The sequence below is a fragment of the Aureimonas psammosilenae genome, from assembly GCF_009176975.1.
Taxonomy (GTDB): domain Bacteria; phylum Pseudomonadota; class Alphaproteobacteria; order Rhizobiales; family Rhizobiaceae; genus Plantimonas; species Plantimonas psammosilenae.
Map to the genome: position 1 here is coordinate 194,253 of NZ_WEZG01000002.1, position 16,281 is coordinate 210,533.

General features: G+C 66.5%; 10 protein-coding genes. 8 read left to right on the plus strand and 2 right to left on the minus strand.

What is annotated here, in order from left to right; genetic code table 11:
- Positions 1–99 precede the first annotated feature (99 nt).
- The 8 genes from ccmI to F9929_RS04720 all read left to right on the plus strand — a co-directional run bounded on the left by ccmI (position 100) and on the right by F9929_RS04720 (position 11,071).
- Positions 100–1,257 carry a c-type cytochrome biogenesis protein CcmI gene (gene ccmI, locus F9929_RS04685; RefSeq protein ID WP_152045388.1) on the plus strand — a complete coding sequence of 386 codons (1,158 nt, stop codon included), beginning with the start codon at positions 100–102 and terminating at the stop codon, positions 1,255–1,257.
- Positions 1,254–1,733 (plus strand): cytochrome c maturation protein CcmE, encoded by a 480-nt coding sequence (ccmE, locus tag F9929_RS04690; RefSeq protein WP_152045389.1) that lies wholly within the window; start codon positions 1,254–1,256, stop codon positions 1,731–1,733. Before ccmI ends, ccmE begins: the two co-directional genes overlap by 4 nt.
- Positions 1,730–3,712: a heme lyase CcmF/NrfE family subunit gene (locus tag F9929_RS04695; protein ID WP_152045390.1), complete on the plus strand. Its 1,983-nt coding sequence runs from the start codon at positions 1,730–1,732 to the stop codon at positions 3,710–3,712. Before ccmE ends, F9929_RS04695 begins: the two co-directional genes overlap by 4 nt.
- Positions 3,709–4,233, plus strand: coding sequence for a cytochrome c-type biogenesis protein (locus F9929_RS04700; RefSeq protein ID WP_152045391.1), 525 nt, complete (start codon positions 3,709–3,711; stop codon positions 4,231–4,233). The genes F9929_RS04695 and F9929_RS04700 overlap by 4 nt, the downstream gene beginning before the upstream one ends.
- Positions 4,234–4,360: 127 nt before the next feature.
- Positions 4,361–5,893 (plus strand): Do family serine endopeptidase, encoded by a 1,533-nt coding sequence (locus F9929_RS04705; protein WP_152045392.1) that lies wholly within the window; start codon positions 4,361–4,363, stop codon positions 5,891–5,893.
- A 98-nt stretch (positions 5,894–5,991) separates the two neighbouring features.
- Positions 5,992–6,705 (plus strand): response regulator transcription factor, encoded by a 714-nt coding sequence (locus F9929_RS04710; RefSeq protein ID WP_152045393.1) that lies wholly within the window; start codon positions 5,992–5,994, stop codon positions 6,703–6,705.
- A gap of 48 nt (positions 6,706–6,753) precedes the next feature.
- Positions 6,754–8,166, plus strand: coding sequence for a sensor histidine kinase (locus F9929_RS04715; RefSeq protein WP_152045770.1), 1,413 nt, complete (start codon positions 6,754–6,756; stop codon positions 8,164–8,166).
- Complete coding sequence (locus tag F9929_RS04720; protein ID WP_235919032.1) at positions 8,135–11,071, plus strand: bifunctional [glutamine synthetase] adenylyltransferase/[glutamine synthetase]-adenylyl-L-tyrosine phosphorylase; 2,937 nt, start codon at positions 8,135–8,137, stop codon at positions 11,069–11,071. Before F9929_RS04715 ends, F9929_RS04720 begins: the two co-directional genes overlap by 32 nt.
- Before the next feature lie 6 nt (positions 11,072–11,077).
- Here the strand turns inward: F9929_RS04720 and F9929_RS04725 are convergent, their stop codons facing one another.
- Both F9929_RS04725 and pepN read right to left on the minus strand, forming a co-directional pair.
- Positions 11,078–13,375 carry a sensor histidine kinase gene (locus tag F9929_RS04725; RefSeq protein WP_235919033.1) on the minus strand — a complete coding sequence of 766 codons (2,298 nt, stop codon included), beginning with the start codon at positions 13,373–13,375 and terminating at the stop codon, positions 11,078–11,080.
- A gap of 177 nt (positions 13,376–13,552) precedes the next feature.
- Complete coding sequence (pepN, locus tag F9929_RS04730) at positions 13,553–16,228, minus strand: aminopeptidase N (RefSeq protein ID WP_235919034.1); 2,676 nt, start codon at positions 16,226–16,228, stop codon at positions 13,553–13,555.
- Positions 16,229–16,281: the final 53 nt, after the last annotated feature.

Here is a 16,281-nt window from a genome sequence, read left to right on the forward strand (position 1 = left end):
GCGACGCGCTGACGCGGCTTTGAGTGGGCTTACGAACCGTGCGATGCTAGAAGGCGCGGCCGGGAGCGGGAGGTCGCTCGGGCTCAATGGGCGTGAAGTTTGTTCTGGTTCGTCGCGATCCTTCTTCTTTGCTTCGTTTCGGTCGCGATTCTCTGGCCTCTCCTTGGTGCCGAGCGGGATGCGAACTCGCGCGCCGAGCATGATGTCGAGGTCTACGGGGCGCAGCTTCGAGAACTCGAAGGCGACGCGTCGCGCGGCACGATTGCCCCGGACGAAGCGGCGAGCGCGCGGGCCGAGATCGGCCGCCGCCTTCTGAAAGCGGCCGGCGAGGCCGAACGGCAGCGCGCCGGGACTTCGGGGAAGGCCAAGCTGACGGCGGCGCGGCCGCTGGCCGTGACGTCGCTAATCGCGGTCGCGGCCTTGTCCTTCGGGCTTTATGCGCGAACGGGCGCGCCCACCGAGCCGGATATGCCCTTGGCGTCGCGCGCGACGAGCGATCCGCGAAGCGCCGACATCGAAGCCTTGATCGCGCAGGCCGAGGCGCGTTTGAAAAGCGAGCCCGACGACGGGCGCGGCTGGGAAACACTTCTGCCGATCTATCTCCAGACGGGGCGGCCGAAGGACGCGGTGACGGCGGCGGAAAACGTCATCCGGCTGCTCGGCTCCACCGGCGACCGCGAATCCATGCGCGGCCAGGCGCTGGTGCAGGCGGCGTCCGGGGAGGTGACGAAAGCGGCGGAGGGCGCGTTCGAAAAGGCGCTGCGTCTCGATCCCGACAACGCGGCGGCGCGCTTCTATCTCGCCCTCGGCTTGTCGCAGGGCGAGAACTATGCCGAGGCCGCGCCCGCCTGGAAAGCGATCCTCGATCGTGGACCGCCGGACGCACCCTGGATGGGCACGGCCCGCAAGGCTTACGATGATGCCTTGACCAAGTCGGCGGGGAAGGTGCCGGCGACGACGCCCGGTCCGACATCCGATCAGGTGGCCGCGGCCGCCGATCTTTCGGAAGGCGACCGCTCGGCGATGATCGAGGGAATGGTGTCGCAACTCGCCGCGCGCCTCGAATCGGCCCCGAACGACCCCGATGGCTGGAAGCGGCTGATGCGCGCTTATTCCGTTCTCGGCGACGGGACCCGTGCGCGCGATGCCTATCGCCGCGCGCAAGGGGTCTTCGCGGGTGATGCAGCGACGCGCGGGACAATCGACGAATACGCCGCAGCCCTCGGGCTCGCCGGGGAGACTAGGACAGGCCCATGACGCGCAAGGGCAAACGGCTTTTGACGGTCGGCGCAATGTTCGCCGTGGTCGCCTTCGCCGGCGGTCTCGTGGCCTATGCGTCGAAGGACAGCTTCAGCCTTTATTCCTCGCCCACCGACATCGGAACGAAGATGCTACCGCCCGGCCAGCGCATCCGTCTCGGCGGGCTGGTGGAGAAGGGGTCGGTGGAGCGCGGCACCGGCGACACGGTGCGCTTTCGCGTGACCGACAGCGTCCAAAGCGTTCCCGTCACCTATCGCGGCATCCTGCCGGACTTGTTTCGCGAGGAACAGGGCGTGATTGCGGAAGGAAGCCTCGGGCCGGATCGCGTTTTTGCGGCCGATACGATCCTCGCCAAGCATGACGAGACCTACATGCCGAAGGAGATCGTGGACGATCTGAAGAAACGCGGCCTTTGGGAGGACGGCAAACCGAAGGCGACGCCCGTCGCCGCCAACGGGGGAGCCGGCTTGTGATCGTCGAGATCGGGCATTTCGCGTTGATCCTGGCGCTCGCCGTGTCTGTTCTCCAGTCCGTCCTGCCGATCGTCGGGGCGCGGCGCGGGGACGCGCGGCTGATGGAAGTCGGCACGACGGCGGCGATCGCCAGCTTCAGCTTGGTGGCGCTCGCCTTCACGAGTCTGACCATCGCCTATGTCTGGTCGGACTTCTCCGTCCTCAACGTCTTCCAGAACTCGCATTCCGAGAAGCCGCTTCTCTACAAGATCACCGGCGTTTGGGGAAACCACGAGGGCTCGATGCTCCTGTGGGTGCTGATCCTCGTCGTGTTCGGGGCGATGCTGGCATTGTTCGGGCGCGACGTGCCGGCGAGCCTTCGCGCCGCCGTTCTGTCGGTGCAGGCCTGGATCACGAGCGCCTTTCTTCTGTTCATCGTCACGACGTCGAACCCGTTTCTCCGTCTCCTGCCGGCCCCCTATGAAGGGCAGGACCTCAATCCGGTGCTGCAGGACATCGGCCTCGCGATCCATCCGCCGCTGTTGTATCTCGGTTATGTCGGCTTCTCGGTCGCCTTCTCCTTCGCCATCGCAGCCCTCATCGACGGGCGCATCGACGCGGCCTGGGCGCGCTGGGTGCGGCCGTGGATTCTCGCCGCCTGGATCTTTCTGACGCTCGGCATCGCGATGGGCTCCTACTGGGCCTATTACGAGCTCGGCTGGGGCGGCTGGTGGTTCTGGGACCCGGTGGAGAACGCCTCCCTGATGCCCTGGCTGTCGGGCACGGCGCTGCTTCATTCCGTGATCGTCATGGAAAAGCGCTCGGCCTTGAAGGTCTGGACGGTGCTTCTGGCGATCCTGACCTTTTCCTTGTCGCTGCTCGGCACGTTTCTCGTGCGCTCCGGCGTTCTCACCTCCGTCCATGCCTTCGCCACCGATCCGACGCGCGGCACCTTCATTCTCGGCATTCTCGTGGCCTTCATTGGCGGTTCGCTGACCCTTTTCGCGTGGCGGGCGGGCCGGCTGGAAGCCGGTGGCCTGTTCCAGCCAATCAGCCGGGAAGGGGCGCTCGTCTTCAACAACCTGTTTTTGACGACGGCCTGCGCCACCGTGCTTGTGGGCACACTTTATCCGCTCGTTCTGGAAGTCGTGACAGGGGAGAAGATTTCCGTCGGCGCGCCCTTCTTCGACCTCACCTTCGGCCCCCTGATGGCGCCGCTCCTTTTCGCGGTGCCTTTCGGCCCGCTTCTCGCCTGGAAGCGAGGCGACGTCCTGGCCGCGGCACAGAGGCTCTACTTCGTCGCGGGCTTGTCGCTCGCCACCGTGATCGCGGTTGCGGCTTTCAGCGGCGGAACGCGGGTGCTCGGCGCCTTCGGCTTCGGCCTCGCCGTCTGGCTGCTGCTCGGCTCGCTCGTGGATCTCTTCGCCCGTTCCGGTCTGCCGAAGGCGGCACCGAGCGTTGCCTTCGCGAGGTTGAAGGGCCTGCCGTCCTCCGCCTTCGGGGCGGCGCTCGCGCATTTCGGCCTCGGGCTGACGCTGCTCGGCGTCGTTTCCGTGTCGAGCTTCAACACGGAGGCGATCCGCACCATGCGCCCCGGCGAAACACAAGCTGTCGGCGGCTATACCTTGCGTTTCGATGGTGTGTTTCCCCGATCCGGCCCGAACTATGCCGAGGAAGTCGGGCGCTTCACGCTTCTCGACGGCGCCGACGAGGTGGACGAGGTGGAAAGCGCCAAGCGCTTCTATCCCGCGCGCCAGTCGCCGACCACGGAAGCCGGCATCCGTACCCATTTCTTCAGCCAGATCTACCTCGCGCTAGGCGACGAGGCGGCGAACGGCGGCGGGCGCGTCGTGCGCATCTGGTACAAGCCGCTCATCACGCTGATCTGGCTCGGCACCGTGGCGATGGCGGCAGGCGGTGTCCTGTCGCTCGCCGACCGGCGGCTTCGCGTCGGCGCGCCAGCCCGGAAGGCCCGGCGCGCGAAACCCGTGCCGGCATGAAGCGCGCGGCCGAAATCCTCGCCGTCGCGCTGTTCCTTCTGGTCTCGCCGGTGCTTCTCGCCCATCCGCTGATCGGCCAGCCTTTTCTGGACCCGTTCGGCGGCACCGCGCTGGCCGTTCAGCCGGACGAGGTGCTGGCCGATCCGGCGCTGGAAAGCCGCGCGCGGGCGATCTCGGCGGGGTTGCGCTGCCTCGTCTGCCAGAACCAGTCCATCGACGATTCGGATGCCGGCCTTGCCCGCGACCTTCGCCTTCTGGTGCGCGAGCGGCTGAAAGCGGGCGACGGCGACGCGGCTGTTCTCGACTACGTGGTGGCGCGCTATGGGGAGTTCGTCCTCCTGAAGCCGCGCCTGGAACTCTCGACGCTCCTCCTTTGGGGAACGCCCGTCGTGCTGGTTCTTTGCGGCGGATTGTTCGTTTTCCTGGCGGGTCGCCGGAAAGCGCGAAGCGGCGGTGGCTCCACACTGTCGGCCGAGGAAGAACAGGCGGTGGAGCGGGCGTTGCGAGAGCGCGGGCTTTAGCGGCCGTTCCCTTGCCTTAACAAAGATTCATCGAAGGGAAGGGCTCCCGTAATCCGGGAAAGACTACCTATCTCCCAACGACGACCGGCGGGCGCGCCGGAGCGATCGAGGAAAAGGACAGTCACCCATGCAGCCCACCCAATCCAAGTCCCGTCGTTCGCGTCTCCTGGCCACCGTGCTCGCGGCCGGCGTCGCGGGCTCCGTCCTCACCGGCGGCATCATGACCAATGTCCTGCCGAGCGCCGCCGAGCCGGTCACCGTCAACACGCCGGTCCAGACCTTCGGTTTCGCCGATGTCGTGCAGAAGGTCGCCCCGGCCGTCGTGTCGGTGCGCGTGAAGGAGAAGTCCAACGTCGTCGCCTCGCGCGATGACGGCGACGACAACGATCAGGCGAACCCGCTCGACAGCCTGCCGCGCGACCATCCGCTGCGCCGCTTCTTCGAGTTCGGCAACCCACGCGGCGGGCAAGACGGCCAGCGCCAGCTTCGCCCGCGCAACGCGCCGCGCGCAATGGCGCAGGGCTCCGGCTTCTTCATCTCCGATGACGGCTTCCTCGTCACCAACAACCACGTGGTGGATGGCGGCGAGACCTTCACGGTCGTCATGGACGACGGCAAGGAATACGACGCCAAGCTGATCGGCACCGACAAGCGCACCGACCTCGCCCTCCTGAAGGTCGACGCCAAGGATCGCAAGTTCACCTATGTCGAGTTCGCCGACGATTCCAAGATGCGGATCGGCGACTGGGTCGTGGCGGTGGGCAACCCGTTCGGCCTCGGCGGCACGGTGACGGCCGGCATTCTTTCGGCGCGTGGCCGCGACATCGGCGCGGGTCCCTATGACGACTTCCTGCAGATCGACGCGGCGGTGAACCGTGGCAATTCCGGCGGCCCGGCTTTCAACCTCAACGGTCAGGTGGTCGGCATCAACACCGCGATCTTCTCGCCGTCGGGCGGCTCGGTCGGCATCGCCTTCGCCATTCCCGCCTCCACCGCCAAGACCGTGGTCCAGTCGCTTCGCGACAAGGGCAGCGTGCAGCGCGGCTGGCTCGGCGTCCAGATCGGCCCGGTCAGCCAGGACATCGCAGATGCGGTGGGCCTCGCCAACACGGACGGCGCCATCGTGACGCTGCCGGAAACCGACACGCCCGCCGCCAAGGCCGGCATCCAGACCGGCGACGTCATCACCGCCTTGAACGGCGAAACGGTCTCGGGTCCGCGTGAACTCGCCCGCAAGGTGGCCGAATTTGCGCCGGACACGAAGGTCGACATCACCGTCTGGCGCAACAACGCGGCCAAGAATCTGTCCGTCACGCTCGGCAATCTCGCCTCGCTCGACGAATCGGCTTCCGCGCAGAACGACTCGAACAAGGTGCCGGCCGACCCGTCCTCGTTGTCGGGCTACGGCCTGACCCTGTCCCCGTCCGACGACGGCAAGGGCGTCACGGTCACCGAAGTCGACCCGGACTCCTCGGCCGCCGACAAGGGCGTACAGAACGGCGACGTCATCGTGTCGGTGAACGGCAAGGAAGTGAAGTCCCGCCGCGACGTGCAGACGGCGCTGGAGGAAGCCAGCCGCAGCGGGCGCAAGGCCGCCTTGTTCCAGCTTCGCAACGGCGACCAGAACCGCTTCGTCGCCCTGCCCATCGCCAAGGGCTGAGCGAAACCGCCCGAAGCGAAAATCACGAAGGGCGGCGCGTCGCACATGCGCCGCCCTTTCTTTTCCGAAGCACCCTTTCCGCCACGCGGAGAAACGTCATGATGTCGCTAGCCGTGTCCACCGCGACGGAGCCCATGCGCATCCTCATCATCGAAGACGACCGTGAAGCCGCCGGCTATCTCGTGAAGGCCTTCCGCGAGGCCGGCCACGTTCCCGACCACGCGCCGGACGGCAATACCGGCTTCTTCATGGCCGACACCCACGATTACGACGTGATGATCGTGGACCGCATGTTGCCCGAGCGCGACGGGCTTTCCGTCGTGTCCGGCCTTCGCCAAAAGGGCGTCGACACCCCCGCCTTGATCCTTTCCGCGCTTGGACAGGTGGACGACCGCGTGACCGGCCTTCGGGCGGGCGGGGACGACTACCTTGCCAAGCCCTACGCTTTTTCCGAACTTCTCGCCCGCGTCGAGGTTCTCGGCCGTCGGCGGGGTACCAAGGAAGTCGAGACCGTTTACCGCGTCGGCGACCTCGAACTCGACCGCCTCAGCCATGAGGTGAAGCGCGGCGGCAAGCCGGTGGTGCTCCAACCGCGCGAGTTCCGCCTTCTGGAATATCTGATGAAGCATGCGGGGCAGGTGGTGACGCGCACCATGCTTCTGGAAAATGTCTGGGATTATCATTTCGACCCCCAGACCAATGTGATCGACGTGCATATCTCGCGCCTCCGCTCCAAGATCGAGCGCGATTTTGGTTCGGCGCTTCTTCATACGGTGCGCGGGGCCGGCTACATCATGCGCGCCGACGGCTGATCGCGAACGCTCTTGGCCCTGTTCCGCCCTTGGCGCCTTCGCGCCCTGATGCGCATGACGGCGGTTCGCCTGTCGGCCCTTTATCTCGGCCTTTTCGCCGTATTCGCGGTGGTGCTCGTGGTCTATGTCACGGCGAGCGCCACCAGCCTTCTGGAAAGCCAGAGCCGCGAAACGATCGGCGAGGAGATCGCCGAGCTCGACCGCATTTATCAGGGCGGCGGCATCGTTTCGCTGGTCGGCGCCATCGAGAAGCGCGCAAACCAGCCGGGCGCTTCGCTTTATCTCGTCACCGATCCGATGGGCCGCATTCTCGTCGGCAATGTCGAGGCGCTGGAACCCGGCACGCTGGATCGCAGCGGCTTCACCGAGCGCGCCTTCGCCTATGCCCGCTTCTCGGACGAGGATGTCAGCCGCTACCACCGGGCGGTCGCGCAGGTCATCAGCCTGCCGAACGGCATGCGCATCCTGGTCGGCCGCGACCAGACCGAGCAGGAGCGTTTCCGGGTTCTGGTGCGCCGTGCGCTGATCCTGGCCCTTGCGCTGATGGGGGCGGCGGCGCTTTTCTCCTGGCTCCTGATCGGCCGTCAGGCGCTGCGACGGCTCGACCGGATGTCGGCCGCTTCCGCCCGCATCCTCGGCGGCGACCTCGGCGAGCGCCTGCCGGTCACCGGCGCGAACGACGAGTTCGACCGCATGTCGTCCAACCTCAACACGCTGCTCGGGCGCATCGCGCTGCTTCAGGAAGGCTTGAAGCAAGTGTCCGACAACATCGCGCACGACCTGAAGACGCCGCTGACACGCCTTCGCAACAGAGCGGAATCGGCGCTTGCCGAAGCGGAAACCGGCGGCGACCCGAAGTCCGCGCTGGAAGCGAACCTCGCGGAAGCGGACGGCATGATCCGCACCTTCGACGCGCTTTTGATGATCAGCCGCGTCGAAGCCGGCTTCCATCCGGTCGCGAAATCCAGGGTCGATCTGTCCGCCGCTCTTGCCGACCTCGCCGAGCTTTACGAGCCGCTCGCCGAGGAGGTCGGGGCGCGCATCGTGACCGAGTTGCCGGGGCCGCTGGAAGCCACCGTCAGCCGCGAACTCGTGGGTCAGGCGGTGTCGAACCTTATCGACAACGCGCTGAAATACGCGGTTCGGGATGGGGCCGAGGGGATCGTGACGGTCGCGCTGACCACTGAGGACACCCTCTGCCGCATCTCCGTTTCCGACAACGGGCCGGGCATTCCCGCCGACAAGCGGGATCGCGTTCTGGAGCGCTTTTATCGCTTGGACGAAAGCCGCACGAAGCCCGGTTCCGGGCTCGGGCTTTCCTTGGTTCAGGCCATCGCGCGCCTTCACGGCGGTGAAGTCGCCCTTGAGGACGCCGAGCCGGGCCTTAAGGTCATTCTCGATCTGCCGATCGGCGGAAGGGAGGATGAAGGTGAGTCAAGCAAGGGACCCGTCGCAGCCTGAGGCGAACCGCGCCGCGTTGAGGATCGGCGGCGCGCTGGAGCCGCGAGCGCTCGATCCGGCGAAGGCTGAAGCGTGGCTCGCCGATCTCGCGAAGGGGGCGGAGGCTGAAGGATACGGCAGGCTCGCCAACTTCTGCCGCGAGGGCGCGGATCGCCATCGGCTTGGCGCGGTGCTCGACCTGTCGCCCTATCTCAACGCCGCGATGCTGCGCCGCCCGGACTGGCTGGAGCGCTTGTTCGACGAGGATGCGCAGACCCGCATCGCAGCGATCGTCGCCCATCTCGATAGCTTGCCGGAGGAGGGCGCGAGCGAGGCCGCCACCATGACGGCTTTGCGCGAAGCCAAGCTCGAAGCCTCGCTTCTGATCGCGCTTCGCGACCTCTTCGGCGCGGCCGATGCGCGGCAAACCACCGCCGATCTGTCGCGGCTGGCGGAAAGCGCGATCCGGGCGGCCTTGCGCTTCCTTCTCCGCGATCTCGTGCGGCGCGGGCAACTGGCTGTTTCTCCTGAGCGGCCAGAGGAGGGGTGCGGCCTTTTCGTGCTCGGCATGGGCAAGCTCGGCGCGGGAGAGCTGAACTATTCCAGCGATATTGATCTCGTCGTGTTCTTCGAGCCGGATGCGCCCGCGATCCTCGACAAGGACGAAAGCGTCGAGACCTTTTCGCGGCTCGTGCGCCGGCTGGTGCGGCTCCTCAACGACCGCACCGGCGACGGCTACGTGTTTCGCACCGACCTTCGCCTTCGCCCCGATCCGAGCGCCATGCCGCTCGCGATCCCCTTGCCGGCGGCGCTCAGCTATTACGAGGCGAGCGGGCGCAACTGGGAGCGCGCCGCGATGATCAAGGCGCGCTGCGTGGCGGGCGACGAAGCGGCGGCGGCGGGCTTCCTGAAGGAGATCGCGCCCTTCGTCTGGCGGCGCTATCTCGATTTCAACGCCGTGTCCGAAATCCAGTCGATGAAACAGCGGATCGACCGCCATCGCGGGCTTGGGCACGTGGCGGTGGCGGGGCACAACGTCAAGCTCGGCTCGGGCGGCATCCGCGAGGTCGAGTTCTTCGCGCAAGGGCAGCAGCTCATCGCCGGCGGACGCGCGCCAGCCCTGCGCGCGCGCCGCACGGAAGATGCGCTTGCCGCACTCGCCGAGGGCGGCTGGGTGACGGCGGAAACGCGCGACGAACTGACGGAAGCCTATTGGTTCCTGCGCCGCGCGGAACACGCGATCCAGATGGTCGCCGACGAACAGAGCCACGAACTGCCGGAGGATGAAGCGGGGCTCTCGCGCATCGCCGGGCTCCTCAGCTTCCGCGACCTTGCCGAATTTTCGCACGAGCTGACGCGCCGCCTTCACCTCGTGGAGGGTCATTTCGACCGCCTGTTTGCGGCCGACGGTGCGGAGCCTGCCGAACGCAAGCTTCTGGCCTTCGCGGAGAACGGCGATGTCGAAGCCTTGGCGCGGGAGCTTGGCGCTTATGGCTTCGCGCGGCCCGATGGCAGCGCCCGCATTCTCGCCGGCTGGAACGAAGGGCGGCTTCGGGCCATGCGCTCGGAAGGCGCGCGGCGGCATCTGGCCGCCATCCTGCCGGACCTCCTGCGCTCGCTCTCCGCCGCGCCGGACCCCGACGCCGCGCTTGTCGCCTTCGACGCTTTCCTGTCCGGTCTGCCGGCCGGGCTCCAGCTTTTCTCGCTTTTGTCCACCAATCGCGGCGTCCTCGATCTTTTGACCCTGATCGTCACTGCCGCGCCGAGCCTTGCCGCCACCATCGCCAACCGCCCGCATGTCTTCGACGCACTGCTCGACCCAGGCTTCTTTCGCGTCCAGCCGACGCGGGCGTTGTTGGAAGAGCGGCTCGGCGCGTTCCTGAAGGAGTCGCGCGGCTTCGAGGACCGGCTGGCGCGGTTGCGCTTGTTCGCCTCCGAACAGCGCTTTCTCGTCGGCACCCGGCTTTTGTCCGGCACTATGGTCGGCACCGACGCCGGCTTCGCCTTTTCCGAAATCGCCGACGTCACAATCGCCGAGGTGCTGGATGCGGTGTCGGCGGAACTCGCCGAGCGCCACGGCCGCGTTCCGGGCGGGCGGATCGCGCTTTTCGGCATGGGGCGTCTTGGCAGCCGCGAACTGACCGCCGGCTCCGATGTCGATCTGATCCTCTTCTACGACCATCCTGAGGAAGTGGATGAATCAAACGGCGAAAAACCAATGCCGGTCGCGGCTTACCATGCCCGGCTGACGCAGCGCCTTATCGCCGCGCTGACCGCGCCGATGGGCGAGGGGGTGCTCTACGAGGTGGATTTCCGCCTGCGGCCTTCCGGCAACAAGGGACCGCTCGCCACCCATCTGGACGCCTTCCGCCGTTATCAGGCCGGCGAAGCGCGCACATGGGAGCGCATGGCGTTGACGCGCTCGCGCCAGATCGCCGGGGATCGCACTTTCGGAAAGGAGGTGGAGGGGGTGATCCGCGAGGTTCTCGCTTGTCATCGCGAGGACGCGGCGACGGCCACGGATGTCGCGGCGATGCGGGCGCTGATCGAACGCGAAAAGCCGGCGCGTGGGCCGCTCGATCTGAAGCTTCGGCCGGGCGGGCTGATCGATCTGGAATTTCTGGCGCAATGGGCGCTGATGACGGGCCGCGCCGAACCCGATCTGATCGGCCGCCCGACGGCCGAGGTGCTGGACGGCGCGGGGCTTGCCGATCTCGGCCATGCCATGCGGCGCTTCACGGATGTGATCCAGGTCCTGCGGCTCGGACCGGACGGCGTCTTCGACTTCCCCGGCCTGCCGAACCGGCTGGCGGCGCTTCTGGCCGAAACCTTGCAGGCGCCGGACGCCGTGGATGCGGAAAGGCGGATCGAGGCGACGGCGGGCGCGGTGCGGAGCGATTTCCGCGACCTCCTGCCCGCGCCTTGAGGAAGCTCAGGCCGCGATGGCCGGCACCATCGAGGGCGGCACGAGCGGCATCCTGATCGACACCACCGTGCCGTGGCCGGCCTGCGAGACGATGCGGATCGAGCCGCCGTGAAGCTCGATCAGGGAGCGCGCGATGGCAAGACCGAGGCCCGTTCCCTTGTTGGTGCGGGTCAACTCGTTCTCGACCTGCTCGAAGGGCTTGCCGAGATTTTTCAGCGCGTTGCGCGAGATGCCGATGCCGCTGTCGGCGATGGAAACGAAGGCGTGGCCGTCGACATTGCGCGCCCTCAGCTTCACGCTGCCGCCCGCATGGGTGAACTTCACCGCATTGGCGAGGAGGTTGAGGAGGATCTGCTTGGTGGCGCGGCGATCCGCCAGAAGGCGCACGTCGCCCTCGGTGTGCGTTTCGAAGCGGATCGACTTCTTGGCGGCCTGCATCTCAACGATCTTGCGCGCTTCGCCGACGATCTCGTTGAGGTCCATCGGCTCGGGCGACAGCATCAGGCGGCCGGCCTCGATCTTCGACATATCGAGAATGTCGTTGATGAGCTTCAGGAGGTAGTGCCCGCTTTCGTTGATGTCGGAGGCGTATTCCACATACTTGTCGCAGCCGATCGGGCCGAAGGTTCCCTCGCGCATGATTTCCGAGAAGCCGATGATGGCGTTCAGCGGCGTGCGCAGCTCGTGGCTCATATTGGCGAGGAAGGTCGTCTTGGCGCGGCTCGCGCCCTCGGCGCGCTCCTTTTCCACGATGTAGCTGGCGTTGAGGATCTCGAGTTCCTTGGCCTTGGCTTCGGCGTCGGAGCGGGCGTTGGACAGGGCGTTGATCGTCGCGATCAGGCGCTGCTCGGAGGTCGACAGGCGCTCCTGATGGAGCTTCAACTGCGTCACATCCGTGCCGATGGAGACATAGCCGCCGTCGGACGTGTTGCGCTCGGAAATCTGGAGCCAGCGTCCGTCGGCGAGCATCGCCTCGACCACGCTTTCGCCGGTGACGGAATCGGTGCTGGTGATGGGGCGCATGCCGATCGGCCGGCGGGCCGTCGCCATCACGTCCTCGTAGCGCGCGCCGGGCGCGACATCGGCGACGCCGAGGCCGAAGACGTTCTGGTATTTCTGGTTGCAAAGCACCAGACGATGGGAGGCGTCCCAGAGAACGAAGCTTTCCGAGATGTTCTCAACGGCGTTCTTCAGCCGTGTATTGGCCTCGTCGGTGCGCTTGGCGAGTGCGTGCTGTTCGGTAACGTCGACGGCGACGCCGATGAGGTGGATCTCGTTCTCGGCGTTGCGCGTCACCTCGGCTCTGGCGCGCAGCCAGATATAAGCGCCGTCCGAGCGGCGCATGCGGAAGGTGCGGTCGAGATGCTTGACCTTGCCAGCCGCCACCACGCGCGCCACGGCGAAAAGGTCGCCGTCTTCCGGGTGCATCAGCGCCGACACGTCGCCAAAGGACAACATGCCGTTCTCGCTCTGCATGCCGAGGATCTCGTGCATGGAGCGCGACCAGAACATGCGGCCCCGCGCCAGATCCCAGTCCCACAGGCCGCAGCGGCCGCGCGACAGGGCCGTCTCGACGCGGCGATGCGTTTCGCTAAGCTCCACATCCACGAGGCGGGCGCGCATCGACTGGCAGAAATAAGCGTAGAGGATGACGAGCATGATGAGGCTCGTCATGACGTAGAGCGTGACGCAGACCGACACGAGACGCCGCCAGCCGGCGAAAAGCTCCGTCTTCGGCTGCACCAGAAGGATCGATCCGAGCTCGTTCTGGAGGCGGGCGGTGGAGACCATCACCTGATCGTCGGCGAAGTCCGTTTCCAGAACGCCGGCGCGCTCTCCGAACATCAGAAGCGGCTGGATGCCGGCGAAGAGGTTCTCGATCTCGCGGCCGATCAGATCGTCATGGCCGGGCGTCGCGGCGATCACGAGGCCGGAAGCGTCGGTGATCAGGGCGAAGCGCCCATGCACCATCAGTTCGTCCGGCAGGGCGCTGGTGACGAGGGCGCTCGCCTGCGCGGCCGGCTCCAGCCCTTGGGCGGCCGGCTCGGAGTTCTGCTCGGCCCTGACGAGGCTCGCGCCGATCTTCAAATCCTGCAGCGCGTCCTCGCGGGTGACGCGGCGCTGCTCGGCGAGGATCAGCGCCGACGCGACGCCTAAGACCGACAGGAAGACGATCAGGAAAACCGGCGTCGCGCGCCGCAGGAAGGGCTCGGAGATGGCGGACGGAAGACCGAACTGGCGTGTGAAGCGCAGTCGAGCAACGACGGCGGCACGTATTCCCGATAGCCCGTGGAAGCGTGGCAAACGCTTCCCACCGGCCGGTACGCATGAAGCGTCCGCACCCATCCGCACCGCTCTAAGTTGTTGATCCTCGTATCGATTCAGAACGCCGCACATCCGAATCGACGCCAATCAATCAGACCCGAATCGCCTTGTCCATAGCTTGACGAGCGGTGAATTTTTGGCCTGTGGCGGAGTCAATCAGCGTAGCGATCTATCCACAATATCCCGGAGGTCGGCCGACAGGTCCCCCTTGGCGGCAAGTTCCTCAAGCGCCTCATGGGCTTGCCCGCGGCGGTTCGTTTCGAAGCAGCGCCAGGACCGGAACGCGGTGGCGATGCGCGCCGAAATCTGCGGATTCAGACGGTCGAGCGAGTGAATCATTTCTGCAACAAAGCGATAGCCCGCCCCATCGGCGCGGTTGAAGGCGATCTGATTGCCGGCCGCGAACGAGCCGAGAAGCGCGCGGGCGCGGTTCGGGTTGGACAAGCGGAACTGGGGATGCGTGCTGAGCGCGCGCACCGTTTCCAGCGCGTCTTCGCTTGGGCTCGTCGCCTGGATCGCGAACCATTTGTCGATCACGAGATCGTTCGCCTGGAAGCGCGTGTGGAAGTCGTCGAGCGCCGCCTCCGCGGCCGGGGAACCGGGGAAGCGATGCGTGAGGATGCCGAGCGCGGCGAGGCGGTCGGTCATGTTCGTGGCGCCGGAATATTGGCTTGCTGCCGGCTCCGGATCGCCGCTCGCCGCCGAGCGGTAGTCGAGAAGGACGTTGGCGAGCGCGCGTCGTCCGGCGCTCGCTGCGTCCGGCGAGAAGGGGCCTTCACCGGCGAGATCGCGAGCCAAAGCTTCGAAGGCGCGCATGCCTCGTCCGCCGACTTGCATGAGGATCGCTTCGCGGGCGCGGTGGATGGCGAGGGGATCGACATCCATGCCGATCAGCCGCGCGACGTCGGATTCGCTCGGCAAGCTCAGCATCTGCGCGCGGAAGGCGGCGTCGAGCGCCTCATTCGTCGCCGATGACACCAGGGCGTCGGCGACGGCCGGATCGAGCGTGGGTTCCTCGCCGCGACGCACCCTGGCCGTGGCGTCCACCAGCGCTTCGCCGAGAATGTCGGACAGCGCGCGCCAGCGGTTGAACTCGTTGGGGTCGAGCCGCGCGAGCGTCAGCCGGTCGGCGGGGGTGAGGTCGTCTTTCAGCGTCACCGGCGCGGAGAAATCGCGCAAGATCGACAGGGTGGGGCGCTCCGACAGGCCGGAGAAGGTGACGCTTTCCGCCGCTTCGCGAAGGTGGATCACGTCGCCGTCGACGCTGGCTCCCCCTTCCACCCTGGCAATCATGTCCTGCCCGTTGGAGCCGACGAGGCCGAAGCGGATCGGCATATGCACCGGCTCCGTCGGCGTTCCGGCCGAGCCTTGCGCGAGCACCTGCGACAAACGCAGCGTCAAGCGACCGGCGCTCGCGTCGAAGTCCTGCGTGACGGTCAGCACCGGCGTTCCGGCTTGGTTGTACCAGCGGGCGAAGCGCGACAGGTCGCGGCCGGACGCTTCCTCGAAGCAGCGCACGAAGTCCTCGATGGTCGCCGCTTCGCCGTCATGGCGCTCGAAATAAAGGTCCATGCCGGCGCGGAAATCGCCCTTGCCGAGAATGGTCTCGATCATCCGCACGAGCTCGGCGCCCTTGTCGTAGACGGTGGAGGTGTAGAAGTTCGAGATCTCGCGATATTCGCGCGGTCGGACGGGATGCTGCAGCGGCCCCTGGTCCTCCGGGAACTGATGGGCCTTCAGGCCGCGCACGGAAGCGATGCGCTTCACCGGCGCGGAGCGCTCGTCGGCGGTGAATTCCTGGTCGCGGAAGACGGTCAGCCCTTCCTTCAAGCAAAGCTGGAACCAATCGCGGCAAGTGATCCTGTTGCCTGTCCAATTGTGGAAATATTCGTGCGCGATCACCGTCTCGACGCCGGCATAATCGCTGTCGGTCGCGGTTTCGGGGTCGAGCAGCACGTATTTGTGGTTGAAGATGTTGAGACCCTTGTTCTCCATCGCCCCCATGTTGAAGTCGGAGATCGCGACGATGTTGAAGACGTCGAGGTCGTATTCGCGCCCGAAGCGGCGTTCGTCCCAGATCATGGAGCGCTTCAAGGCATCCATGGCGTAGGTCGCGCCATTCGCGCGGCCCTTTTCCGTATAGATGCCGAGCGTCACGTCGCGGCCGCTCTGGGTCCGGAACCGGTCCTGGAGGAGATCGAGATCGCCGCCCACAAGGGCGAAAAGGTAGGACGGTTTCGGGAAGGGGTCGTCCCACACGGCGTAATGGCGGCCTTCGCCCAAGTCGCCGGTTTCGGTCAGGTTGCCGTTCGACAGGAGCACCGGCACGGACTGCTTGTCGGCTTCGATGCGCACGCGGTAGGTCGCGAGCACGTCCGGCCGGTCGAGGAAGTAGGTGATACGTCGAAAGCCCTCGGCCTCGCACTGGGTGCACCAGACGCCGTTGGAACTGTAGAGGCCCATCAGCTTGGAGTTCGCGGCCGGGTCGAGCACCGTGTCGATCCGCAGCCGGAAGGTGCCGTTGGCGGGAAGGTCGCGAAGCGTCAGGCCGTTCTCGTCCACCGTCACGGTATGTGAGGCAACCTCCGTTTCGTTCACCGCGATGCGCTTCGGGCTGATCTCGTCGCCCGACAGGCGCAAAGGCTCGGCCGCGTCGATGCCGGCACGGCGCTCGAGTTCCGTGGTGGTTTCCACCTCCGTCCGGTCCGGAAACAGGCGGAAGACCATATCGACGCCACGCACCTCGAACGGGGTCGGCCGATAGTTCTCGATACGGATGGTCTGATTGTTGTCGGTGCGCTGCATGGGAATGATCCGGATTTTCCGGGTCATCGATAGACCCCTCGGCGCGCTTTGCCAAACGGTGCGGGTTTCGCTTGCGCCCC

Excerpts from the sequence above, each read along its gene's own strand:
- F9929_RS04715 (WP_152045770.1), top strand. The coding sequence starts at position 6,754 with ATGCGCATGACGGCGGTTCGCCTGTCGGCCCTTTATCTCGGCCTTTTC.
- pepN (WP_235919034.1), bottom strand. The coding sequence starts at position 16,228 with ATGACCCGGAAAATCCGGATCATTCCCATGCAGCGCACCGACAACAAT.
- ccmE (WP_152045389.1), top strand. The coding sequence starts at position 1,254 with ATGACGCGCAAGGGCAAACGGCTTTTGACGGTCGGCGCAATGTTCGCC.
- F9929_RS04710 (WP_152045393.1), top strand. The coding sequence starts at position 5,992 with ATGATGTCGCTAGCCGTGTCCACCGCGACGGAGCCCATGCGCATCCTC.
- F9929_RS04700 (WP_152045391.1), top strand. The coding sequence starts at position 3,709 with ATGAAGCGCGCGGCCGAAATCCTCGCCGTCGCGCTGTTCCTTCTGGTC.
- F9929_RS04705 (WP_152045392.1), top strand. The coding sequence starts at position 4,361 with ATGCAGCCCACCCAATCCAAGTCCCGTCGTTCGCGTCTCCTGGCCACC.